This is a genomic window from Microbacterium sp. I2 (genome assembly GCF_051364985.1).
In the GTDB taxonomy this organism is placed as follows: domain Bacteria; phylum Actinomycetota; class Actinomycetes; order Actinomycetales; family Microbacteriaceae; genus Microbacterium.
In genome coordinates this window covers 249,633-272,055 of record NZ_JBLWIH010000009.1, presented here as the reverse complement: position 1 = coordinate 272,055, position 22,423 = coordinate 249,633, and the positions used below count along the sequence as shown (strand labels likewise).

The 22,423-nt window shown below is 66.4% G+C and carries 26 protein-coding genes; 7 read left to right on the top strand and 19 right to left on the bottom strand.

Going from position 1 to position 22,423, the window contains the following annotated elements; translation table 11 throughout:
* Positions 1-99: 99 nt before the first annotated feature.
* Both ACLKM7_RS08335 and ACLKM7_RS08330 read right to left on the bottom strand, forming a co-directional pair.
* Complete coding sequence (locus ACLKM7_RS08335; protein ID WP_436446681.1) at positions 100-1,347, bottom strand: RNA polymerase sigma factor; 1,248 nt, start codon at positions 1,345-1,347, stop codon at positions 100-102.
* Positions 1,344-1,763 carry a YciI family protein gene (locus ACLKM7_RS08330; protein WP_343234300.1) on the bottom strand — a complete coding sequence of 140 codons (420 nt, stop codon included), beginning with the start codon at positions 1,761-1,763 and terminating at the stop codon, positions 1,344-1,346. Before ACLKM7_RS08330 ends, ACLKM7_RS08335 begins: the two co-directional genes overlap by 4 nt.
* Positions 1,764-2,009: 246 nt before the next feature.
* On the opposite strand from ACLKM7_RS08330, the gene ACLKM7_RS08325 reads away from it, so the two are divergent.
* Entirely contained in the window at positions 2,010-2,471 is a 462-nt protein-coding gene (locus ACLKM7_RS08325) for a hypothetical protein (RefSeq protein WP_168913629.1), read from the top strand.
* Between the two features lie 231 nt (positions 2,472-2,702).
* Here ACLKM7_RS08325 and ACLKM7_RS08320 read toward each other — a convergent pair whose 3' ends face one another.
* Positions 2,703-3,125: a DUF2000 family protein gene (locus ACLKM7_RS08320; protein ID WP_436446680.1), complete on the bottom strand. Its 423-nt coding sequence runs from the start codon at positions 3,123-3,125 to the stop codon at positions 2,703-2,705.
* A gap of 49 nt (positions 3,126-3,174) precedes the next feature.
* Here ACLKM7_RS08320 and ACLKM7_RS08315 point away from each other — a divergent pair, with 49 nt between their 5' ends.
* Positions 3,175-4,002 (top strand): helix-turn-helix domain-containing protein, encoded by an 828-nt coding sequence (locus tag ACLKM7_RS08315; RefSeq protein ID WP_436446679.1) that lies wholly within the window; start codon positions 3,175-3,177, stop codon positions 4,000-4,002.
* Here ACLKM7_RS08315 and ACLKM7_RS08310 read toward each other — a convergent pair.
* On the bottom strand, positions 3,999-4,568 hold the full coding sequence (locus tag ACLKM7_RS08310; RefSeq protein WP_436446678.1) for a hypothetical protein: 570 nt from the start codon (positions 4,566-4,568) through the stop codon (positions 3,999-4,001). The two genes, ACLKM7_RS08315 and ACLKM7_RS08310, sit on opposite strands and share 4 nt — an antisense overlap.
* Before the next feature lie 102 nt (positions 4,569-4,670).
* On the opposite strand from ACLKM7_RS08310, the gene ACLKM7_RS08305 reads away from it, so the two are divergent.
* Positions 4,671-5,312, top strand: coding sequence for a hypothetical protein (locus ACLKM7_RS08305; RefSeq protein WP_436446677.1), 642 nt, complete (start codon positions 4,671-4,673; stop codon positions 5,310-5,312).
* Between the two features lie 17 nt (positions 5,313-5,329).
* Here ACLKM7_RS08305 and ACLKM7_RS08300 read toward each other — a convergent pair whose 3' ends face one another.
* The 7 genes from ACLKM7_RS08300 to ACLKM7_RS08270 all read right to left on the bottom strand — a co-directional run bounded on the left by ACLKM7_RS08300 (position 5,330) and on the right by ACLKM7_RS08270 (position 11,145).
* Entirely contained in the window at positions 5,330-5,716 is a 387-nt protein-coding gene (locus ACLKM7_RS08300; protein ID WP_436446676.1) for a MerR family transcriptional regulator, read from the bottom strand.
* Complete coding sequence (locus tag ACLKM7_RS08295) at positions 5,700-6,482, bottom strand: TrmH family RNA methyltransferase (RefSeq protein WP_436446675.1); 783 nt, start codon at positions 6,480-6,482, stop codon at positions 5,700-5,702. The genes ACLKM7_RS08300 and ACLKM7_RS08295 overlap by 17 nt, the downstream gene beginning before the upstream one ends.
* A 69-nt stretch (positions 6,483-6,551) precedes the next feature.
* A complete protein-coding gene (locus ACLKM7_RS08290; RefSeq protein ID WP_436446674.1) occupies positions 6,552-7,739 on the bottom strand; it encodes a MalY/PatB family protein in 1,188 nt (395 codons plus the stop codon).
* 109 nt (positions 7,740-7,848) lie between these two features.
* Positions 7,849-8,019, bottom strand: a complete 171-nt coding sequence (locus tag ACLKM7_RS08285) for a hypothetical protein (protein ID WP_436446673.1) — start codon at positions 8,017-8,019, stop codon at positions 7,849-7,851.
* Positions 8,020-8,215: 196 nt separating this feature from the next.
* Positions 8,216-9,286, bottom strand: a complete 1,071-nt coding sequence (locus ACLKM7_RS08280; RefSeq protein ID WP_436446672.1) for a Gfo/Idh/MocA family protein — start codon at positions 9,284-9,286, stop codon at positions 8,216-8,218.
* Positions 9,283-10,038: a ThuA domain-containing protein gene (locus ACLKM7_RS08275; protein WP_436446893.1), complete on the bottom strand. Its 756-nt coding sequence runs from the start codon at positions 10,036-10,038 to the stop codon at positions 9,283-9,285. The genes ACLKM7_RS08280 and ACLKM7_RS08275 overlap by 4 nt, the downstream gene beginning before the upstream one ends.
* Before the next feature lie 45 nt (positions 10,039-10,083).
* A complete protein-coding gene (locus ACLKM7_RS08270; protein ID WP_436446671.1) occupies positions 10,084-11,145 on the bottom strand; it encodes a LacI family DNA-binding transcriptional regulator in 1,062 nt (353 codons plus the stop codon).
* A gap of 118 nt (positions 11,146-11,263) precedes the next feature.
* Here ACLKM7_RS08270 and ACLKM7_RS08265 point away from each other — a divergent pair, with 118 nt between their 5' ends.
* Positions 11,264-13,111: a beta-L-arabinofuranosidase domain-containing protein gene (locus ACLKM7_RS08265; protein WP_436446670.1), complete on the top strand. Its 1,848-nt coding sequence runs from the start codon at positions 11,264-11,266 to the stop codon at positions 13,109-13,111.
* Here the strand turns inward: ACLKM7_RS08265 and ACLKM7_RS08260 are convergent.
* From ACLKM7_RS08260 to ACLKM7_RS08245, 4 genes are all read right to left on the bottom strand, one after another.
* A complete protein-coding gene (locus tag ACLKM7_RS08260; RefSeq protein WP_436446669.1) occupies positions 13,083-13,688 on the bottom strand; it encodes a hypothetical protein in 606 nt (201 codons plus the stop codon). The genes ACLKM7_RS08265 and ACLKM7_RS08260 overlap by 29 nt on opposite strands.
* Before the next feature lie 2 nt (positions 13,689-13,690).
* Positions 13,691-14,602, bottom strand: a complete 912-nt coding sequence (locus ACLKM7_RS08255) for a carbohydrate ABC transporter permease (RefSeq protein WP_436446668.1) — start codon at positions 14,600-14,602, stop codon at positions 13,691-13,693.
* Positions 14,599-15,519 carry a carbohydrate ABC transporter permease gene (locus tag ACLKM7_RS08250; RefSeq protein WP_436446667.1) on the bottom strand — a complete coding sequence of 307 codons (921 nt, stop codon included), beginning with the start codon at positions 15,517-15,519 and terminating at the stop codon, positions 14,599-14,601. The genes ACLKM7_RS08255 and ACLKM7_RS08250 overlap by 4 nt, the downstream gene beginning before the upstream one ends.
* Positions 15,520-15,586: 67 nt before the next feature.
* Positions 15,587-16,969 carry an extracellular solute-binding protein gene (locus ACLKM7_RS08245; protein WP_436446666.1) on the bottom strand — a complete coding sequence of 461 codons (1,383 nt, stop codon included), beginning with the start codon at positions 16,967-16,969 and terminating at the stop codon, positions 15,587-15,589.
* 187 nt (positions 16,970-17,156) lie between these two features.
* Between ACLKM7_RS08245 and ACLKM7_RS08240 the strand changes: the two genes are divergently transcribed.
* A complete protein-coding gene (locus ACLKM7_RS08240; RefSeq protein ID WP_436446665.1) occupies positions 17,157-18,683 on the top strand; it encodes an alpha-N-arabinofuranosidase in 1,527 nt (508 codons plus the stop codon).
* On the opposite strand, the gene ACLKM7_RS08235 is transcribed toward ACLKM7_RS08240, so the two are convergent.
* Positions 18,671-19,315: a hypothetical protein gene (locus ACLKM7_RS08235; protein WP_436446664.1), complete on the bottom strand. Its 645-nt coding sequence runs from the start codon at positions 19,313-19,315 to the stop codon at positions 18,671-18,673. The genes ACLKM7_RS08240 and ACLKM7_RS08235 overlap by 13 nt on opposite strands.
* Positions 19,316-19,417: 102 nt before the next feature.
* The gene (locus ACLKM7_RS08230) at positions 19,418-20,038 is read right to left on the bottom strand and encodes a TetR/AcrR family transcriptional regulator (RefSeq protein WP_436446663.1); all 621 of its coding nucleotides are present in this window, start codon (positions 20,036-20,038) and stop codon (positions 19,418-19,420) included.
* Positions 20,039-20,114: 76 nt separating this feature from the next.
* On the opposite strand from ACLKM7_RS08230, the gene ACLKM7_RS08225 reads away from it, so the two are divergent.
* Entirely contained in the window at positions 20,115-20,630 is a 516-nt protein-coding gene (locus tag ACLKM7_RS08225; protein WP_436446662.1) for a nitroreductase/quinone reductase family protein, read from the top strand.
* Positions 20,627-21,409 carry an SDR family NAD(P)-dependent oxidoreductase gene (locus tag ACLKM7_RS08220; protein WP_436446661.1) on the top strand — a complete coding sequence of 261 codons (783 nt, stop codon included), beginning with the start codon at positions 20,627-20,629 and terminating at the stop codon, positions 21,407-21,409. The genes ACLKM7_RS08225 and ACLKM7_RS08220 overlap by 4 nt, the downstream gene beginning before the upstream one ends.
* A 93-nt stretch (positions 21,410-21,502) precedes the next feature.
* Here ACLKM7_RS08220 and ACLKM7_RS08215 read toward each other — a convergent pair whose 3' ends face one another.
* Both ACLKM7_RS08215 and ACLKM7_RS08210 read right to left on the bottom strand, forming a co-directional pair.
* Positions 21,503-21,697 (bottom strand): hypothetical protein, encoded by a 195-nt coding sequence (locus tag ACLKM7_RS08215; RefSeq protein WP_436446660.1) that lies wholly within the window; start codon positions 21,695-21,697, stop codon positions 21,503-21,505.
* Positions 21,684-22,397: a PfkB family carbohydrate kinase gene (locus ACLKM7_RS08210; protein WP_436446659.1), complete on the bottom strand. Its 714-nt coding sequence runs from the start codon at positions 22,395-22,397 to the stop codon at positions 21,684-21,686. Before ACLKM7_RS08210 ends, ACLKM7_RS08215 begins: the two co-directional genes overlap by 14 nt.
* Positions 22,398-22,423 lie beyond the last annotated feature (26 nt).

The following is a 22,423-nucleotide window of genomic DNA, read 5'->3' as shown; positions in this document are numbered from 1 at the left end:
ACGTCTCGGGCCGGTACGCGGAGCGACGCCCCACCCCACTGGGGAACCGGTGCGCCAGGCGGTAGTGTCGCGCCGGGCGCCGCGCTGACCACGGCGACGTCAAGGACGTGCGCGCTCGGCGAGGTATCGCTTCTCGACGTCGTTGGTCGCGAGCTGCTCGGCGGCTGCGAAGCCGGCCCGGGCGGCATCGTGATCGCCGAGCTCGTCCAGCAGATGCGCCCTCACGATCTGAGCTCGGAGGGCCGTCAGTGGGTCAACGGTGAGCGAGTGCGTGCGATCGAGCTCGTCCAGGAGCGCGAGACCACGCAGAGCACCGAAGGCCCGCGCCACCGCGACGACACGGCTCAGCCGGATCGGGTTGGTCGGCTCGAGACGCTCGAGCCAGAGGTAGAGCGCCGCGATCTGCGGCCAGTCCGTGTCGGCCGCGGTCGCAGCGTTCGCGTGGACGGCGCCGATCGCAGCCTGCAGCTGATACGTCCCGACGGCTTCACGCGCCCACGCGGCTTCGATCAGTCGCGTGCCTTCTTCGATCAGCCGTCTGTCCCAGCCCGCGCGGTCCTGATCCTCGAGCGGGACGAGCCCGTCGTCGAGCTGCCGGACATCTCGTCGCGCCTCTGTCAGCAGCATGAGAGCCAGCAGGCCATGGGCCTCCGGATCGTCGGGTCGCGAGCTCACGAGCAGACGCGTCAACCGGATCGCCTCGCTCGTGAGATCCACGCGAGTGAGATCGGGCCCGGCCGTCGCGGTGTATCCCTCGTTGAAGATCAGGTACAGCACCCGCTCGACAGCGGTGATCCGTTCCGAGAGGTCGCCCGTAGCGCCCAGCTCGAATCGCGCACCCGCCTTCTTGAGACTCTGCTTGGCGCGACTGATGCGGGTGGCCATCGTCCTCTCGGTCACACCGTACGCGTGCGCGATCTCGGCAGTCGTGAGACCACCCACGGCGCGCAGGGTGAGGGCGATCTGCGAGGGCGCGCTGAGCGTCGGGTGACAGCACAGGACGAGCAGTTCCAGGCTGTCGTCGCCGTGGACGACGGCTGGTCCGGGTTCGGCGGGATTCACAACGCGGGGGTCGCCGGCGATCCAGTCGTGTTCACGGCGCCGGTCGGCGTCCTCAGAGCGCAGCAGATCGACGAGCTTGCGGTAGCCGACCCTGATCAGCCAGCTGCGCGGCTCGGTGGGAATGCCGTCAGTGGGCCACGTGCGATATGCGGCGAGGAGGGCCTCCTGGGTGGCATCCTCTGCCGCGTCGAAGCGTCCGAACCGGCGGACCAGCGCACCGAGCACCTGTGGCGCCTCCTCGCGGAGCAGGTCCTCGATGCGCCGGCCGTCGGACGGGTGGTTCACGCGAAGTCGTCGCCCATGATCGGACGGATCTCCATGGGCTCGCCGAGCACAGCGACCATCTCGGCGACGATCTCGCGCGCACGCTCGATGCTGCTGCACTCGAGGATGGCGAAGCTGGCGAGCACTTCCTTGAGCTCGGCGAACGGACCGTCGGTCGCGATGACGCCGTCCGCCGTCTTGCGGACCGTCGTCGTGACGGCCGGATGCCCCAGTCCTTCGCTGAGAACGAACTCGCCCGTCTCCCGCAGGCGCGCCTCGAACTTCTGATAAGCGGCGAAGGCATCGAGCGCCTCCTGGCTGGGCGTGTCGGCGGTGGCGGCATCCCACGAATCGGCGGGTGTGTAGCTGAGCAGCAGGAACTTCACGGTTCTCCCTTGCGCTGAGGTGTGCACGGGCAGGATATCGGCGCGCGTCACGCGGACACTCGAAGGAGCGGCGCCATCACGGTGCGTCCTGTTGTCGTGTCGATGGTCATGGTGCCTTCCTTTCTCGACCCCCGGACGGGGGTATCGAAAGACACCACGGAGCCGGCCGCGTCGGATTGACATCGCCGCCGGAATTCGCCGAGCCGGATTCTTCGACCTCGATGTCGAGAACACGATGACGGCTCCGTCGTGACCTGTGAAAGCGGCATCCGGCCGCCCCAATCGATAGGAGATGACATGTCTGACAACACGACGCCCGAGATCGACGGCTACCAGAGCGAGCTCGCGACGCCCAGCACACAGCTGGCCGCGCTGGACCGGCTCGTCGGCGAATGGACGGTCACCGGAGGAGCGCCGGGCCGAGTCACCTACAAGTGGGCTCTCGGAGGGTTCTTCCTCATCCAGGACGTGGACCTGGAGCAGTTCGGTCAGAAGGTGCAGGGCTTCGAAGTGATCGGCAACCTGCACCCGTTTGGAGAGCCGGTCGGCGAGGACGTCGCATCGCGCTTCTACGACTCGCAGGGCAACACGTTCGACTACGTCTACGAGCTCGATGGCGACACCCTCACGATCTGGGCGGGCGCCAAGGGCAGTCCGGCGTACTTCCGGGGCACGTTCTCGGACGACGACCGAGAGATGATCGGCGAGTGGGTCTATCCCGGGGGCGGCGGGTATCCGTCGACGATGAGCCGCGTCTGAGCGTGCGGTCCGGGATCGAGTGGCGCGCGGCGGATCCAGCCCGCGCCACTCGATCGCGGGCGTCCGCGCCCGGCGTGCGGCGACCCGGCTCTCAGCGTGCGGGCTGGTCGAAGATGTAGAACACGTTGCCGCCTGGATCCTTGAACCCGGCGACGCTTCCCGCGCCTGCGGCATCCCTCTCGACCGCGAGCGCGATTTCGGGATGCTGTGCAATCCACTGGCGTCGAAGGCTCAGCGGTGGCGCGCCACACCCTTGAGGATGCGATCCACGGCGTTCTTCGCGCCGTGGATCCCGACACCCACGAGGTCCAGATCAGCACCGGCGGCGCGCGCCACCACGTCGCGGTTCGCCGAGTCGTGACCGGTGGAGAACATTCCCCGGTCGTAGACCGCGACGCGCAGCTGACGCACCATGGCCTTTGCCCGAACTCCCTGCAGCGTTTCACCGTCGCCTTGCAGCACGAGAACGGGCTGCCCGAACATGGGCAGATACTCGGCGCCCTCGGCGTCGACGTACGGCTCGCCCAAGAGATCATGCTGGACGGCGACACCGCTTGCAAGAAACGCGGCGACGTTCACCGCCTGCCAAGGCAGCAAATCATCCCGCAGCACCAGGGCGATTCGGGTGGAGAAACGTACGGGCTCGTCAATCATCCTCCGATGATCCGCTGCCCGCAGTGAGTCGGTCTTGTACGTTTCTCGCATGGGTGACGACAGCTGGATGCAGGCCTGGCATCCCGCCGTCCCCGGAGTGCGTGAGGTGCTTCATGCCCGCATGACCGATCACGCGTATCCCCCGCATGTGCACGCCGACTGGGCCATCCTTCTCGTCGACGAGGGCGCGGTGGCCTACGAACTCGGCGGCCGGGCACGCATCGCTGACGCGTCGGCCGTCACGCTGCTGCCGCCCGGAGTCGCGCACGATGGGCGCGCTGCACCCCAGAGTTCCGGGTTCCGCAAACGCGTCGCGTACCTCCACGCATCCTGGATGCCGGAGGGACGCGTCGGCCGCATCGTGGATCAGCCCGGTCGCATCGATCTCGTCCCCGCGGCCCGCCGCGCGCACCGAGCGTTGGCAACCCCCGGCGAGGAACTCGCGGCAGAAGCGACACTCCTCGCGCTCGCGTCCCGCCTCGCGACCGACGTCGGCGAGAACCTTCGCGACACGCCCGACAGCACCGTCGCCCGACGTCTGCGCGATCTGCTCGAGGCTCGTCTTGTCGACGGCGTCACACTCGCTGAGGCCGGCCGGCTCTTAGGTGCCCACCCCGGTCACCTCGCGCGCGCCTTCGCGACAGAGTTCGGAGCACCGCCGCACCGCTATGTGACCAGCCGGAGGGTCGACCTCGCGCGAAGACTGCTGCTCGACGGCGCAACGCCGGCCTCTGTCGCCGTGAAAGCCGGCTTCTACGACCAGGCGCACCTCACCCGGCATTTCCGCAAAGTACTCGGGACAACGCCCGGACGGTTCGCAGCTGCGCACGGGAAGTCGCAGGCAGGCATAGCTGAATCGGAGGGACCTGTGACCTAGTCGCCCTGCGCCGACCGTGGATACCGGGGTACGGGGCTGACCGGGCTCAGCCCGAAGGTGCCGATGATGAGATCCGCCGCCTCAGCAGGTGACGTGCGATCGGTGTCGATCGTCAGATCGGACGGTGGGAGCTCGATCACCGACTGCTCGGCTCGCAAGCGGCGCAAGGTCTCGACGCTGGCGAGTTTGGCGAACTCCGTTCTGCTCGGCAACGTGATGCGGCGTTCCTGCTCCTGAGGACTGACCTTCAGTTCGACGAAGTGGATGCGGCCGCCATGTGCTTCGACGGAGGACCGGACGCGCTCCGAAAAGCCGGCCTGCACCGTGGACTCAGGCGCGAACGTGAAGACGGTCGAGATGCCGTTGCCGGCTGCCTCTTCGAAGGTGGCAAGCCAGAACTGCTCGCGAAGTCTGACGAACGGCGCGGTTCCGAAGGTGAAGACCGAGGTGAGAGCGTCGACGATCAGATGGTTGTGGAAGACTGCGAAGCCCAAACTCGCGCCAAGCTCTCTCGCTACGGTGAGCTTTCCGGCGGCCGCGCCGCCGTGGAGAAACACGAAGTCCATCCGCAGAAGCCTAACGGCGGCGGGCGTGGGACGGACCTCGTCGCCGACCTCGCGCAACCGTGTCGCGAGCAAGGTGACGCGCGCGTGAGGAAGGATGCTCTCATGCCTCGAACACGTCCGCTCCGTGCGATCGCGCCAGCGACCCTCAGCGTCATCGTCGCCCTCATCGCCGCGTCGCTCGGTGGGTGCGCATCGGGTATGGCGGGAACGGATGCCGCAGACCCGGACGCGATCGCCGGGCGAGCAAGCGCCGTCGGAATCGCACCGGAACTCGTGTACACCACGGAAGTGGACGGCTACGATCTCGCGCCGCAGTCGGTCGGCACCGGTGCCGCCGAAGGGATGTCTGCCACGTGGTTCAACCAGACCACGGGCGCCATGCTGACCATCCGCACGGACCGCGGCGAACTGACGGCGGCTTCCTGCGCCGGGATACCGCTGTGGGATGCACCCGACGGACCCGTGACGTGCACCGAGGAGGCTGGAATCTGGCACAGATCCGGCGGCGGCGTGCACGAGTACGTCGCGGTTCGCGACGGTGCGTTGATCATGGTGACCGGGATGAACAATGCTCCGTCCGAGGATCTCCTGGCCGCTGCGGAGGCCGTGCACGTGCCGTCAGACGCCGAATTGGAGCTCCTCTTCTCCGACCTTCCCGAAGTTCCGGCTGCTCCGGTAGAGCGCGGGGACCTGCCCGACAACGGGGACGGCGCCCCGATCGACCCGGGCGGCCCGGGCGGTTGAGGCGGCCGATACCGTGGTCATGCTGTTCGCGCGTGTCTCGTCCCGGTGACAAGCGCCCGGATGATGCCCAGCAGGTCTTCCTCGCTCAGAGCTCCCTCCCCGGGACGAGCCAATCGCGAGACCTCGGCGCGAATCGCTGCCATCGACTGCTCCATCGAATCCAGGTGTCGGTGAAGTTGTCGACAGACCTCATCGAGGTGCCCGACGGCCGGTCGTCGACTGAGCGCATGCCCGAGGATGACGAGCATCTGCAGCTCCGCGATCACTTCGAGCTCGCGTCCGCCGTAATGGCGTCGACCGTGCTCGGTGGTCGCCGTCGGTGAGAGAAGGCCGAGCCGCTCGTAGTGGCGCAGCGTCCGCGCGCTGATGCCTGTGCGTCGACAGAGCTCAGTGAGCGTATACACGCGCATCGATTCGGTTGTGGTGGCGACGCGCGTGCATCGCGATCCCCGCAGCGACCGAGACATTCAGCGAATCCACCTCGGCGGAGGTGGAGATTGACACGATCTTCGCGGCTGCCGCGCGAAGGATCTCCGAGCATCCACGCCGCTCGCTGCCGAACGCGACCGCGGTCCGTCCCTCAACCCCGGCGTAGTCGTCGACACTCATGGTTCCTTGCGAGTCCGCGACGAACAGGGGCAGTTCAGCACTGCGCAAGAACGACAGCAGCCTGCGCGGATTCGTGGTCACGGTGGGCAGTGCGAAGATCAATCCTCGGCTCGCTCGAATGAGGCGCCGATCGAAGATCGTCGGCAGCCCGGAGTCGAGCAGGACGACACCTGCTCCGCCCAGTGCAACCGTTGTGCGCACCACTGCCCCGATGTTTCCCGCCAAGCGCACACCGTCCAGCACCACGACATCCCCTGGTCGTCTCCGAAGGTCGTCAAGCGAGGCGGATGCCGGCGCTACAGCAAGCGCGAACGTGCGGGACACCCTCTCATTGCCGAAGAGCTCTGCAGCGCGACCTCTGCTGAGCCGACGCACGGGCAGGTCGAGCACCTCGGGTGCCTCGGACTCGTCCGTCGAGAACACAGCGCGAATGTCCACGCCCGAGCGCACCGCCGTCGCGATGTTCTCGAGGTCGTCCACGACCACCGTTCGCTGCGCCGGGCCCCTGAGAGCGACTCGGATGCTGCGCACGTCCTGCTCCGACGCTTCGATGACGGCCATGACTCTTCCCTCCGCCGTCAGCGTAAGGATTGACGCTGCGTCAGGGTCAAGGCCGCGGAGTCGACCCTTCTAGGCCGCGGTGTCGCTTTCGGCGAGGTGAGCGTCCACCGCCCGCGCCATACGCAGCACTGCCTCCTGGAGCAACGGCCGAGGGAGGGCGAAGACGAAGCGGGTGTGCCCGACGGCGGCCTCGCCGCACGCGGCACCGTCGGTCATCGCGACCCCCGCGTTCTCTCGGAACCATTCGCCGAGGTCGCCCTCGATCCCATAGGTGCGCAGATCGATCAAGGCGATGTACGTTGCTTCGGGCAGGATCATGCGTGCGAGAGGCAGATGCTCGCGCAGGAGGTCAGCGAGCAAGCGGCGGTTGCCGTCGAGGTACTCCAGGACGTTGCCGAGCCATTGACCGCCCGCCGTGTACGCCGCCGTGTTCGCGAGCACTCCCAGCGTCGACGTGCCGTGCCCGGCCCACATGCCGAACGCCTCCCATGTCGCGGCATCCGCGTCATTCGACAGGATCACCTGCGCACACTTCAGGCCGGCGAGGTTCCACGCTTTGGACGCTGACGCCGCCGTGATGGTGTGAGATGAAGCAGCGTCCGATATCGACGCGTACGGGATGTGCTTCGCAGGGCTGTAGACGATCGGGGCATGGATCTCATCGGCGAAGACGCGGCCGCCCTTGACCTCGACGACCTCCGAGAGCGCGACGAGCTCTTCCCGGCGAAAGACCGTGCCAAGCGGGTTGTGCGGATTGCAGAGGACGACGAGTCCCGCTCCGTCATCGAAGGCGCGAGAGATCGCGTCGAGGTCCATCGTCATCCGGCCGTCGATCTCGACGCTCGGGACTTCGATCACGGCACGCCCGTGCATCTGGGGCACGAAGAGGAACGGCATGTATGCGGGCGTAGGGACGATGACAGCGCTGCCGGGTTCGGTGAATCTCTCGATCGCCAGCTCGAACGCAGCGATGACATCGGGGACGTGGTGGACGCGGTCAGCCGGCACTTCCCATCCGTAGTTGTCGGCGTACCAGGCGGCGGTCGCCTTGGACATGTCTTGCGCGACCTGCTGCGGCAGGTACCCCGTCAGCCCGCTGTCGAGCGCCGCCTTCAACGCACCGTTGACAGCGGGAGCGAGACCGAAGTCCATCTCCGCGACGAAGGCGCCGATGGTGTCGGGGAACATGGTCCACTTGACACTTCCCACGTCCCGGAGGTCGGCTTCGGTGAGCTTGTCGAAATCGCGCTGCGGCACAGAGTCTGCCCTTCATATTGGCGGTCTACGTCAGAGCAACTCACGGGCAGCTCACTGGATTCCCCAGGGCGCGCAGCTGCGACGCCATCCCGCGTGTTGGAGCGGCGGGTCAGACCCCTTTGCCTCGGCGGCCGGCGGCTCGACGCACGAAGCCGAAGACGAGCGTGCCGATGAAGAGGATGACTCCGATGATCCCCAGCCAGAGCAGCCCTTCAAGAGCGAATCCCACAACTGCCAGGACCGCCCAGACGACCAAGAGGATCACGATCACCGTCAGCATGCCCTCATGCTACGCGCGCCACCCGAGCGCGGGTACCTGTCTCGGCGACGACCCGATCGCCCTCGCAAAGCTGCCAGGCCCGTTCAGCGGGCGATGACGCTCCTGAGGGCGCGGTTTGCTCCGACCCCGCCTCTTCCATCCCGATGAACGTAACGGGATCGGACGCGAGTCCGCCTGACGAACCCCTCCGACGCGGTCAGCGCATCTTCAGAAGGTCTCGCGAACTCTGCAAGGCGGCCGCGACGTCTGCGTCAGCGACCTCGAGCGCCGAAGCCAGCGCGGCCGAGAACACATCTGCGAAGAGCACCGGCGCTTGGGATCGAGACGACTCGATGGCGGCCTCCACCATTGCGAGGCTCCATACGTTCCGCGAGATCTCGCCGGACGGATGCGGCCCCCCATCGAGGGCGGCGACGAACTCGGCAAGTGCGGCGTCCAGCCCTTCGTCGCCGTCGCTCGCCTCCAGCTCCCGCACGTCGCCGTCGGCCCTCTCGACGACGACCCCCCTCTCGCCGTCCCATCGCGTTGCACCGCTCTGGGCGGACGCACGCCATGTGGCATTCCACGACGTGGTCAAACCGTCCGCACACCAGCTCCCCGAGTACGAGAAACGAGTGCCGTCTGCGAAGCGGAAGATCGCCTGCGCCGCGGCCGCTCCGCGGTACCAGCTCCATGGCGGATTGAACTCGTCGCAATAGACCGACACTGGGTCTGCGTCCAGGATGTAGCGCGCTTGATCGAAGGTATGGATCGCCATATCCACCAGCAGCGGGTGATCCATCTCTTCGCGGAACCCCCCGAACCGCGGATTCTGGAAGAACTGAGCGTCCAGCTGGCCGATCTTGCCCAGGTCAGTCACGGCCTGCCGGTACAGCCGTACTCCGGAGGAGTATCGACGCGACTGGCTCGTCGCCAGGAGCACGCCGGTCGCTTTGCTGAGACCGAGGAGTTGCAGGGCGTCCCGCACCGTCGGCGTGACCGGCTTCTCGCTGAGGACGGGGACTCCTGCTCGCAGCGCGGCTGAAGATACCGCCAAGTGCGCCTCCGGCACCGTCACGTTCAAGAGCAGGTCCGCCTCGACGAGCGCCAGAGCCTCATCCACGGTCTGCATGGTCGGTATGTCCCAGCCGCGCTGCTCCACCGCGCCGCGAGCTGCCGCCGGGTCGACGTCGACGACAGCGCTGACCCGGGTGTCGGCCCGCCGCGCGATCGCGTCCATCCACGCACGACCCATCCCGCCCGCGCCGACGACGACGACGTTCCTCACGTGAGCACGCTCCCATCCCACTCCCGCGGTGTGTCGAAGTCGTTCACGCGGTGCATCGCGATCCGCGGCACGACGCGCTCCCGCTGCTGGAACGCCCACCGCACGGCGTTCGCCAGCACGAGCTGGATGGCGGCGTCGTGGTACACGGGATAGTCCTGGTCCCCGGGGGAGAAGTAGAAGATCCGACCGTGACCGCGTGAGTAGGTCATGCCCGAGCGGAACACCTCCCCGCCGCTGAAGCCGGAAACGAAGACCAGGTCGTCCGGGACGGGAACATCGAAGTGTTCTCCGTACATCTCCTGAGCGGCGAGCACGATCGGCTGGGGCACCCCGGCTGCGATCGGATGCGTGGGCGCGACAGTCCATACCAGTTCGCGGTCGTCACCCTGCCGCCAGCGCAGCGAACACGTCGTCCCCATCAGCCGGATGAAGATCTTGGAGAAGTGCCCCGAGTGCAAGACGATCAATCCCATGCCGGCCAGCACGTGGCGGTGCACCCGCTCGACGACGGCGTCGTCAACGGCATCGTGACGAAGATGGCCCCACCACAGAAGCACGTCGGTCCGGGCGAGGCGTTCCTCGGACAACCCGTGTTCCGGCTCGTCCAGCGTTGCAGTCTCCACCGTCGCGTCCGCGCCCAGCCGCTCGGTCAGTCCACGGGCAATCGTCCCGTGCATGCCTTCGGGATAGATCTCCTGAACCCTCGCATCGTATTTCTCGTGGTGATTCTCTCCCCACACCAGCACCCGCATCACCGGTCGCTCACCACTCCGTCTCCTCTGGAATCAAACCCTCGCTCAGACAACTCCGTCGCCCCGGATCTCACGGGTCGATTCCCGAACCAGCACGGACGACGGCGTCATGACGATTCGACGCTCACTGTCGGGCTCCGGGTCCTCCATGCGAGCGATGAGCAGCGAAGCAATCGACTCAGCCATCGCATCGTTCGATGGATCGATCGTCGTCAGCCGCGGTACGGAGTACTCCCCGATCTCCGTCGCGTCCCAGCCGATCACCTGGACCTCATCGGGAATCCTGACGCTCTGGTCGCGCAGGGCACGGATCGCTCCCAAGGCTGCGGCATCCGTCAGCGCGAAGATCGCGTCCGGAGCGGCATCCGTGTTCAGAAGACCGGTCGTGGCCTGATAGCCGTCACGGTGCGTCCAGCCGCTCTCGACAACCAGAGCGGGATCGATGGGAACGCCGGCCTCCTCCAGCGCGGCCATGTAGCCGCGCGTGCGCAGTTCGGGCATGCCGTCGTGATCGGCGATGCGTCCGCCGATGAGCGCGATCCGGCGAGCGCCGGTCGCCAGAAGATGAGACGTCGCCAGACGCGAGCCGGCGATATTGTCCATCAGCACGTGGTCGTACTGTCGCGAGAACGCACGTTCGCCGATGAGCACGACGGGTTTGCTCGGGCTCACTCGATCGAGGTCTTCGGCCTCCCCCTTGGCCACCGTCAGGATCAGGCCGTCATACCCCTCGAGGTGGGCGTCGTTGAGCGAAGCCAGCTCGGCTTCGACGGCCTCGACGGTGCGCTCGACGACGAGATGGATGCCGCGCGCTCGGAACGCGGAGAACAACCGTTCGGCGAGTTCTCCGTAGTACAGCGACGCCACAGCGGGAACCGCGAGGCAGACCACGCCGGTGCGTCCTTTGCGGAGCGACCTCGCAGACGTGTTCACGCGATAGCCCAGGAGCGCTATGGCGCTCATGACACGCTCGCGCGTCTCGCTGCTCACCTTGCCATCGCGATCGTTGATGACATTCGAGACCGTCATGATCGACACATCAGCCTCGCGCGCGACATCGCGCATCGTCGTCTTGCGCGCGATGGCGCCCGATTCCGATGACGGCACGACTCTCCCTCCGACCCGCGAATCCTACTCCGGCACGCAAACTCCTGAGCCGACTGAGGCACCCGGGAGCGGCCGTGGTTTTACGTTACACTAATGCTCGAACGCCGAGAGGACCGCAATGCAGCACACGTCCCTGGAACCCGCCGTCATCCGGCTTCTCCCAGGCCTCTTCGACAAACGTCGATCCCTCAATCGCGACTACCTGTTGTCGCTCCGGGTCGACAATCTCCTGCAGAATTTTCTGATCGAGGCGGGGATCGGCGACCAGGCCTGGCATCTGCATCCCTCTTCGGCCGACCCGCGGGATCGCGGCCTGGACCGTCACTGGGGCTGGGAGACGCCCGGCTCGCTTCTTCGTGGTCACTTCCTCGGCCATTGGATGTCGGCGGCCGCGCGCGAGATCGCTGCTACGGGTGACCGGGCACTGCGCGTCGCCCTCGATGACGTGCTGCTCGGGCTGGAGCGGTGTCAACACGAGAACGGTGGCGAGTGGGTCTTTGCCACGCCGCGGACGTATCTCGACCGGCTTGCGCGCGGACTCAGCGTGTGGGCGCCGCAATACGCCATCCACAAGACACTCATGGGCCTGGTCGACGTTTATCGCGACCTCGGAGACGAGTCAGCCTTGCGCATCGCGGATCGCGCCGCCGACTGGATACTCCGCTGGGCGGCGTCCTTCGACGACGATTCGTTTCAGGCGATCCTGGACGTCGAGACGGGCGGAATGCTCGAGGTGTGGGCCGACCTGCTCGCGATCACCGGCGACGCCAAGTACACGACCCTGCTCGGTCTCTACTATCGACGCTCGCTGTTCGACCCCCTTCTGGCAGATGAAGACGTCTTGACCAACATGCACGCCAACACCAGCATCCCCGAGATACTGGGCGCGGCACGCGCGTACGAGGTGACCGGCGAGGACAAGTGGCGTACAGCCGTCCTCGCGTACTGGAACTGGGCCGTGCCGCGTCGAGGCACGTTCTGCACCGGCGGGCAGACCTCGGGCGAGATCTGGACGCCTCCGTTCGAATTCGCCGCGCGCCGAGGAGAGAAGACTCAGGAGCACTGCACCGTCTACAACATGATCCGGCTCGCGGATGTCGTCTTCCGCTGGACCGGAGAGACGTCGTGTCTGGACTACATCGAACGCAACATCTTCAACGGCGTCCTCGCGCAGCAGCACCCTCGGTCCGGCGCGGTGGCGTACTTCCTCCCCCTCGAGGGCGGGGCGCAGAAGAACTGGGGAAGCGCCACCGAGGACTTCTGGTGCTGTCACGGAACGCTCGTCCAGGCACACACGCGTCATAGCCAGTGGGCGTTCTATGCCGCCGAGGACGATGCGCTCGTCGTCGCGCAGTTCATACCCTCCCGCGCGCAGGTGACCGTCGCCGCGCACGTGCTGGACGTGCAGGTCGAGCTGCTGGAGACGGCGATGCGTGTCGGACCGGATGCGAACGCCGGTCAGGCCGGCGCCCGTCACCGCCCCGATCGATGGCTCGCTCGCGTCACGATCCGTTCCGACGACGGTGCGGCGGCACCGGTTCGCATCCGGATTCCGGAGTGGGTTGCCGGCGAGGTCGGCGTCCAGGTGAGCGAAGGGACATCGGTTTCGCTGGCGGATGGCTTCGCGCACGTCGGACACCGCGGCGGTGACACCGTCGTCGAGCTCAGCCTGCCCACCGCGCTTCGCAGCATCCCGATTCCCGATGAGCCGAAGACCGTTGCCTTCGCGTCCGGGCCCGTGGTGCTCGCCGGACTCGTGGATCACGAGCCGTCGCTGTCTGCGCGCGGCTCATCGCCCGAGTCGATCCTGGTGCCCGACAACGAGCGTCAATGGACCCAGTGGCTGCTGCGCTATCGCACGGTCGGCCAGGCGAGATCGATTCGCTTCCTTCCGCTGCACGAGATCGAGGATCAGCGGTTCAGCGTCTACTTTCCCATCACGGACGCGCAACCGGCGCACGCGTGAGATCGGCGCCGGCGCGCTCGAGACGGCGCGCCGCCGAAGCGGGTATCGCCGCGGCGTTCGCGACGACCGCCCCGAGGACGGGGAGCACGAGGACTGGGAACAGCGCTGTCGCAGCGACGGCGATGATCGACAGGCCGACGTGGGCGAGGCCTCGGAGCGGTGCCAGCACGGCCAGCCGTCGCGCACTGCGCGCCCACCGCCGGGCAGATGACCGGCCAGTGAGAGCACACGCGATGAACGGGGCGGCGAACAGCGCAGCGGCGATCAACGTCGTGCCGATCCCGCGGCTGAGGGCACCCTCGGTCCTCCCCTCCGCTCCGAAGTCGATGGTCACCAGAAGAAGTCCCCACGCGGTGAGCAGAATGAGCAGCGCGCCCGCGATCGATCCACGAACCCACGCGTGACGGGTTGTCGACAGAGCCGCCCTCAGCGCAGGGACGAAACCGCCGTGGTTCGCTGCGGCGATTCCCGCAGCGATCGCGACGGGCAGTGTGACGACCGGCAACGCGAGAACGAGAACGATCGCACCCCAGAAAGCCCAGTCGGCGAGATGGGCGAGTGCGCGATTGAGTGCCACGCTCAGCCCTTCAGCCCTGTCAGCGCGACACCCTCGATGATGTGCCGCTGAGCGAAGAAGAAGAGGACGACCACCGGAAGGATGACGATCAGCGTGGCGGCCATCAGGTAGCCCCAATCCGACGTGTACGTGCCCGTGAACGACGCCAGCCCCTGGGACAGCGTGTAGTTCTCTTCGCTGTTCAGGTAGATCACGGGTCCGAGCAGATCGTTCCACACGAAGATGGTGGAGAAGATCGCCACCAAGGTCAGGGGTCCCTTGTTCAGCGGCAGGATCACGCGCCAGTACACCGTCCAGGGACTTCCGCCGTCCACGTAGACGGCGTTGTCGAGCTCTATCGGTATCTGCAGGAAGAACTGCCTCAGCAGGAAGATGTTGAAGCCCTGCCCGGCCGCGAAGAATGCCGGCGCCGTGAGAGGCACGAACGTGTCGACGAACCCGAGCCACTGCCAGCCGATGAAGCTCGGCACGAGCGTCACCGCCCACGGCAGCAGCAGGCTCGACAGAAGCAGACCGAACACGATTCGCCGACCCGGCCACACCAGGCGTGAGAAGGCGAATGCGGCAGCCGACGTGGAGAGCAGCGTTCCGACGACCACCAGAACCGCGATCGTGAGGGTGTTCAGGAAGTACCTGACGAACGGTGCCGCCTCGAAGGCGCCGGAGTAGTTCGACCACGTGATGGGATCGGGAATCCATTGAGGCGGGAAGGTGAAGATCTGCTCGTCGCTCATCAGCGAGCTGCGCAGAAGCCAATAGAAGGGAAGCAAGCACGTCAGGCCGACGCCGATGAGCAGGACGTAGACGACGACGGTCGACCACCGCCGGCGCGGTCGCCCGCGACGGCGCGCGGGTCGAGAGTCCTCCTCCGTCTGAGTCAGAGCGTCGATGTCGACGACTTCGCGAACGCTCATTTCGCCTCCGCCTCGTAGAACACCCAGTGGCGGGCAGTCCGGAACAGGATGACCGTGACCACCAGGACGACCAGGAAGAGAATCCAGGCCAGCGCGCTCGCGTAACCCAGGTTTCCCAGCTTGAACGCTTGACGGAACAGGTAGAAGACGTAGAACGACGTCGCGTAGTTCGGGCCACCGTCGGTCATGACGTAGGCGGTGTCGAACGCCTGCAACGCGGCGATCATCCCCGTGATGAGATTGAAGAGGATGATCGGGCTCACCTGTGGAATCGTGACGTGCCAGACCCGTCGGATCGGGCTCGCCCCGTCCATCTCCGCGGCCTCGAGCAGCTCGCGCGGAACCCCTTGGAGGGCGGCCAAGAAGATGAGCGCCATGTTCCCGAAGGCCCATGCGCTCATGATGGCGAGCGAAGGCACCGCGGTCGCCTCGTCGTAGATCCAGCGCAGCGGTGGGAGGCCGACGAGCTTCAGCAGGGTGTTTGCCAGACCGTTGTCGGGGGCGAAGATCCACAGCCAGAGAACGGCCGACGCCACGGGGGGCACGAGGACAGGCAGGTAGAAGACGGTGCGGAAGATCCCACGCCCGCGTCCGGCCCGATTCAGCAGCGCGGCGACGAGGAACGCGACGACGACGCTGAGGGGGACGGCGAGCGCCGCGAAGTAGGCGGTCGCGCGCAGGGATTTCCAGAAGACGTCGTCCTGCAGCATCGCACCGTAGTTGTCGAGCCCGATGAACTCCGGCTCGCCCCCGATCGTCCAGTCCGTCATTCCGACGAAGAACGACGCGACCATCGGGCCCGCGATGAAGACGACGAACCCTATGACCGCGGGGAGCGCGAAGCCCCACCCCCAGACGGCCTGGGTGCGAGCCAGTCCAGTCGAACGGGGTCGACCGCGTCTGGCGACGAGAGTCATGGTCGGCTCCTCTCGAGACCGGCACGGAGGCCGGTCGGCGGCTCACTCGACCGCGAACAGCACACGGTCACAGCGTGTCGAGATACGCGCCCTGCATGAGCGGGTTGACAGCCTCAGCCATCGCCTTGCAGGTGGCACGAACGTCGGTCTTCTCCGACACGAATGTGGTCAAGAACCCCGCGATTGCCGCATCGATCTCGGGCCAGTTCTTGATGCGGAAGTCGGGGTACGTGAACTGGTTGTCGAACGCCATGTCGGCCACCGCCGCGCGATAGCCGGCCGGGTGGTCGTCGTTGTCCATCCAGCCCGCGCGGAGTGCGTCGTCCGTGTAGAACTTGTCGAGCACCGGCATCCACAGACCCTGCTCGAAGAGCGGAACCTGCGCCGGGTCCGACAGCTGGAGCAGCAGTTGCATCGCGTCCTCCTTGTTGTCGGAACTCGAGAAGACGCCGTTCGCGTTCGACATCGTGGCTGTCCATGCCCCCTGTCCGAAGGAGGGGGCGATGCCGACGTCGAATTGGAACCCCTTCTCCTTGCGGATGGGATTGAGGTCCATCAGCGTCCACTGTCCGTCGAGGTTCATGGCGACGCGGCCGCTCGCGATCGATCCGCTGATCTCGCCCATCTGTGCTCCGTTGGGCGAGACACGGTGCTCGAAGATCATGTCGTTGATCGCCTGGAAGACGGCGATGGCCTCCTCCGTGTCGAAGAAGCACCGCGTCCCTTCGGCATCGAACATGTCCACACCGGCGGTCTTCAGCAGCACGGAGTAGGGCGCGAGCCATGTCGGCGAGCCGAAGCCGTACCGCTCGACGCGATCCGCATTGAACCCGCTCTCGCTGGGGTGGCGCCCTTCGTCGTCGACGGTGAGCTTGTCGGCGAGGGCGATGAAGGCATCCCACCCCATGACCTGGTCGGGCGTCGTCGGCAGAGCATCCATGCCCACCTCACGCATGGCCGCCTTGTCGTACCACAGCGCATATGCCTCCATGCAGATCTGGCTGACGGCCTTGTCGGGCTCGTAGTAGTGCACGACGCTGGGCATGAACTGGTCGAAGTCGGGATAGTCCAGCGCGTTGACCAGCCTGCCCTGCTCACCGAACCGCATCGCAGCGCCGGGGTTGATGTATCCGGCGTCCGGAGGGTTGGAGCCGGCCACGAGGGTGTTCAGCTTCGTCTCGTAGTCGGTGACCGGGATGTTCTGCGCCTTCGGCGTGAGGCCGACGCTCTTTGCGAACGTCCTCACGACGTCCGTCACCGCGGTCTTCTCCGGCCCGTTGCCCCAGAAGGTGAAGGTCAGTGTCTTGGCGTCGTTGTAAGGCGACGAGCAGGCAGCGAGCCCGAAGGCGGCTCCGGCTGTCGCAGCCATGCCCAGGAACGCGCGTCGGGTGGTCTGGTGCTGGGCGAGCTGGGCGAGCGGGCCGAGCTGGGCAGGCGATTGCGTGGCCAACTGATACTCCTTTGCATCGTTGAGCGACTCGGTCGCTGTCGCGCTCCGGGGTTTCGGACTCGCGAGGTGAAGGGTTGGTTTGACGATACACTAACCACCACTGCGGCCCGGGTGCAAGCGTTCGGGGCCAAGGAAATGTATCGATAAAGTAGCGACACATCGCCGCGATGAATGATGAGGGAGAACGATGAGCGAGTCCGCACGTGCCGTGGTCGATCTGGATGCGCCCGGCGCCACGATCAGCCGCCATCTCTATGGCCATTTCGCGGAACATCTGGGCCGTTGCATCTACGGCGGGTTCTGGGTCGGGGAGGATTCGTCGGTGCCCCACACCCACGGGATCCGCAACGACGTCGTGGAGGCGCTGCGGCGCTTGGACATTCCCAACCTCCGCTGGCCCGGCGGCTGCTTCGCCGACGAGTATCACTGGCGCGATGGCATCGGTCCTCGTCAAGAGCGCCCTCGGATGGTCAACTCCCACTGGGGCGACATCGTCGAGGACAACGCGTTCGGTACGCATGAATTCATGCAGCTGTGCGAGATGCTGGGCGCGGAGCCGTATGTCAGCGGAAATGTCGGCTCCGGCACGGTTCAGGAGATGAGCCAATGGGTCGAGTACCTGACTCGTGACGACGACTCGCCCATGGCGGCGCTGCGTCGGCAGAACGGTCGGGACGAGGCGTGGCGCGTCCCGTTCTGGGGCATCGGCAACGAACCGTGGGGCTGCGGAGGGCAGCTGCGTCCCGAGGCGTACGTCGAACTCGCTCGCCAGTACTCGACCTATCTCAGGGACCAGTCCGGGAACCGGCTGTACAAGATCGCGGCCGGAGCGGATGCCGGTGACTACGGCTGGACGGACGCTCTGATGAAGGGCATGGCGCGCAACGACGGCAAGCCGTTCTTCGACGCGATCTCCTTCCATCAGTACACGGTGCCCGGCAAGGGATGGAGTGGGCGCGGGCGGGCGACAGAGTTCGACACGGCCTGGTATTACGAGACGCTCCTCACAGCCAAGCGCACCGAGGAGCGCATCCGCCGGCACTCAGATGTCATGGACGTCTACGACCCCGACAAGACGATCGGCCTCGTCCTTGACGAATGGGGAACGTGGTGGGACGTCGAGCCGGGAACCGTCCCGGGGTTCCTGTACCAGCAGAACACGATGCGTGATGCGCTCGTCGCGAGCGTGCACTTCGACGCGTTCCACCGCCACGCGGATCGCCTCGTCATGGCGAACATCGCCCAGACCGTGAATGTGCTGCAATCGGTTCTCCTCACCGACCCGGAGACGGACGAGCTGATCTTGACGCCCACGTACCACGTGTTCGAGATGAACCGTGCCCATCACGACGCGCGCGCCCTGGACGTGAGGATGCACGGAGTCGGTCGTCGGACGCTCGAGGACGGATCAGAACTCGACCTCCTGTCACTCTCGGCTTCGACGAAGGACGACGAGGCGCTCATCTCGCTGTCGAACCTGGACGCGACGCAGTCGCACGAGGTGATGCTCGATCTCCGCGGCCGTCGCGTGGCTCGTAGCGCTGCGCGGCTCCTCACCGGCGACACCGTGCAGGCCCACAACACCGCAGCGTCGCCGGACGCCGTCGACGTACGCAACCATCCGATCCAGGATGTCGCGAACGACTTCGGCCACGGCATCCGCATCGAGCTGCCCCCGCACTCCTACGCGACGGTCTCGCTTCAGCTCGCCTGACCGCTGGTCCCAGCTGTCCGAACCCGCAGCATGCGCGCCGCCGGTTCTTCCGGCAGTTCGAGTACGAGCTCGCCGGCAGCGGCATCCCAATGCACGCTCGTCGGCAGGCTCGTCGGATAGACGGCGTCGACGGAGAGCGGAACCCCCGCGTGCCGGGCGAAGGGAACACGCGCGGTCGTGGGACCTGAACGGCGCCAGACCGTGACGAGTTCACCCTCGGCATCACGCAGCCCCAAGGCCACGACCTGGTCATGCCACCCCGGCAGTCCGAGCGGCCAGAACGGCAGTGCCGTGCGTGAGATAACCCAGCCCGAGGTCGGCGATGAGTCGCTCCACGGCCGCGTCGATGTGCGCGAGCGCAGCCGGATGACGGAAATCCAGCAGGAGTCTGCCCGATTCGATGACACGCTGCCCGTCACGCTGGAAGAACGATCATGGTCCGGATGCGGCAGCCTCACGCGCCGCCGCGCGACCGTCAGCGCTCCGAAGACCTCGTCGTCGTCCTGTCCGAGCGCCAGCGTCGCGGGCACGGACTGGAAGCTCTGACCCGGTTGGAGCCGCCGCATCCAGGCCGCGTTCTGGTCCGTCGGTCCACTCGCGACCAGGTAGAGCGCGTCTCGAGGTGTGTCCACGAGCCCAGTTCAGACTCCTCTGGCGTCAGACTCCCGTCGGCCGCGATCGATCATCACACCGGGAGGACGGCACGAACGGGCGAGACTCTCATCTGTTGACGATCAAGCGTGGTAGGTCGCGATGAGCATGGTCACGGCGCCCGTGATGGCCTCATCGACCTGGTCCTCCGTGGGATCCCATTGGACCAGCAGCAGCTTCGGCCAGAACACGACGTTCGAGATCATCCCGAGGAACTGGGTGGCCGCGATGGTCGCGTTCGGCACGCGGAGCGCACCTCCTTCGGTGGCGGCGGTCAAGTAGGCGTGGACGCGCTCGAAGAAGGGTTCCTTGCCGAGGTCGAACTGGATGCGGGCCAGCTCCGGGAATCGGGGCGCCTCGGCGATGACCATGCGGTGCAGGCCGGCCATGCCCGGTCGCCGCAGCAGCTCCGCATACCGCCGTCCGAGTGCCGTGAGGCCGGCCTGCGGGTCGGTGGGGCTCGGGGAGAGGGGTGGCGCAGCGGTCTGTCCCCAGAACTCGGTGACGATGGCCTCGAACAGGTCGGCCTTGGTCGGGAACTGCTTGAAGAGTGTGGCCGTCGACACGTCGGCGGACTCGGCGATCCGCGCGAGCGAGGTGCTGCCGTATCCGTCCGCCGCGAAGAGTCTGGTGGCGGACGCGATGATCGCCGATCGCTTCTCGCCCGCGACTCGCTGGTGGTAGGTGAGGGCCGCTTCTCCCATGCGAGCAGTCTAGCCGGCCGCGAATATAAAGGTGAGTGGCTTGACTCACTATATGATGATCTGCCATGGTGGTGAGATGAGCCACTCACTTCGAGCGGCGTCTCAGGAACGCCCCATCGAGCAGCAGTCTGAGGAGGAGGAGCAGCGCACCATGGACGATCGAATCGAGCGCGCACTGGCCATAACCCCGCAGTCGTCTGCGTCCGCAAGGACCATCGACATCACGACGACTGGCGCGAAGAGCGGACGGCAGCGCCGGATCGAGATCTGGTTCTACCGCGTCGACGGCGAGATCTATCTCACCACCCAGCCGGCAGTGCGGGACTGGTACGCGAACCTGCTCGCCAACCCGGAGTTCACCTTTCATCTCAAGCACGGCGTCAGGGCTGACCTCGCGGCGCGGGCGGAACCGGTCCCCGACCCGGCGGAGCGTCGCCACATTTTCAGTTCGATCATCGCGGATCTGAATCAGCCACGGCACAGCGCCTACATCGCGCAGCCCGTGGAATCCATCGATCAATGGATGAGCGGCTCGCCGCTGATGCACGTGCGGTTCGAGGACTCGCGAGTGCGGCTGGAAGACCGGCGATGACCGCTGCCACGACCGGCAAGGCGGCTGGAGTCCGAACCGCGCTGGTGACTGGCGGGGGCAGAGGTCTCGGCCGCAGCATCGCCGAAGCCCTCGCAGACCGGGGTTTCCATGTGGTGGTGACGCATCGTCCTCAGACCGCCGATGCTGACGCCACCCTGCAGGCGATCAGACAGCGCGGAGGCAAGGCTGACAGCATGCCGCTCGACCTCGCCGACACGGCCTCATTCCCTGCATTCCGAGAGAGCCTCGAGCGACGTCTGCGCGATCCGCGTGCTTCGACGCTTGACGCGCTGGTGAACAACGCGGGCATCGGAGTGTTTCGCACCTTCGACGAGCTGACACTCGACGACTACGAGGAGTCCTTCGCGGTGAACACTCGCGGTCCACTCTTCCTCACACAGGCACTTGTGGACCTGATGCCGCCAGGCGCCGGCGTCGTGAACGTCAGTACACAGATGACGAGGCAGGCCGACGCCACCAGCCTCGTATACTCCGCGTCGAAAGCCGCGCTGGAATCGCTGAGCGCAACACTGGCAATCGCGCTCGGCCCGAGAGGAATCCGCGTCAACTCGGTCGCTCCCGGCCCGACCGCGACCGACTTCAACGGTGGAGCGATGCGTGACAGCGAAGCACTGCGCGAGTACATCAGCAACAACACTGCGCTCGGCCGAGTCGGGCGTCCTGACGACATCGGACTCGCCGTCGCGGCCCTCCTCGGGCCCGAAATGGCATGGATCACCGGGCAGAGGATCGAAGCGGCAGGCGGCGCATTCCTGTGATCCCATACGTCGTACCTGCCCGGTTGGGCGCCGGAGTCCTGCGCCAGCAGCTGCCAACCGGTCAATGTGCCGTGATGGCGGCCGCGACGAACGCTATTCCCGGTAACACTGGCTCAGATCCGCGCGTGTGGGAGGGTTCGCGCCCACGCGCTGCACCGTTACGGCTGCGGCCGTTGCGGCATACCTGCCTAGGCGGCTCAGCTCCGCTTCGGTCGCGTCGGCCAGGATGGACGGGCTTCCTAGAACCGCGTCTATGAGCGCGGACGAATAGCTGTCACCCGCGCCCACGGTGTCCTGGACGCGGACTTGCGGAGCGTCGATATCCACGCGCGAGTGCCGGGGCGATGCGCGAGCCGGCGGCCCCACGGGTCAGCACGACAACACGAGCGCCGAGCGCCAGCAGTCGGTCGAGCACCCCGTCCGGCTCACGGTCGGGATACAGCCACCCTGCGTCCTCATGGCTGAGTTTCACGACATCAGACATGGACGCGACCGCCTCCACCTGCTGCAGTTCCTGCGGATGAGCGCCCGCGAGAACGGGCCTGATGTTCGGGTCGAAGCAGATCAGCCGATGACCCGCGCTCTGCTCCACGGCTGCCAGAACGTCCTGCGCGCCGGGCCAGTAGGTGGCGGCAATGGAGCCGACGTGAAGGAGCCTCTCATTGCCACTGAAAGGAAACATCCGCTGCGGCCACTCGACTTGAAAGGCGTAAGTCGCGGAGCGGTCGGCGGCCACGACCGCTCGTGCCGTCGATGTCTTCATCAGCGTCCACGAGTTCGGATCGATGTTCACGCCTGAGGACGCGAGGTGAGCTGCGACGAAATGCCCCCGAGCATCGTTCGCGAGCGCGGTGCACAGCGTCACGTTTCGGCCGAGGCGGGCGACTCCGATCGCGACGTTGGCGGGCGAACCGCCAACGTGCTCTTCCTCCGAGCCCGTAGCTTCGTCAATCACGATGTCTACAATCGACTCACCGATGACCAGCACCTCGACGGCGTCGGAGACGACTGCGT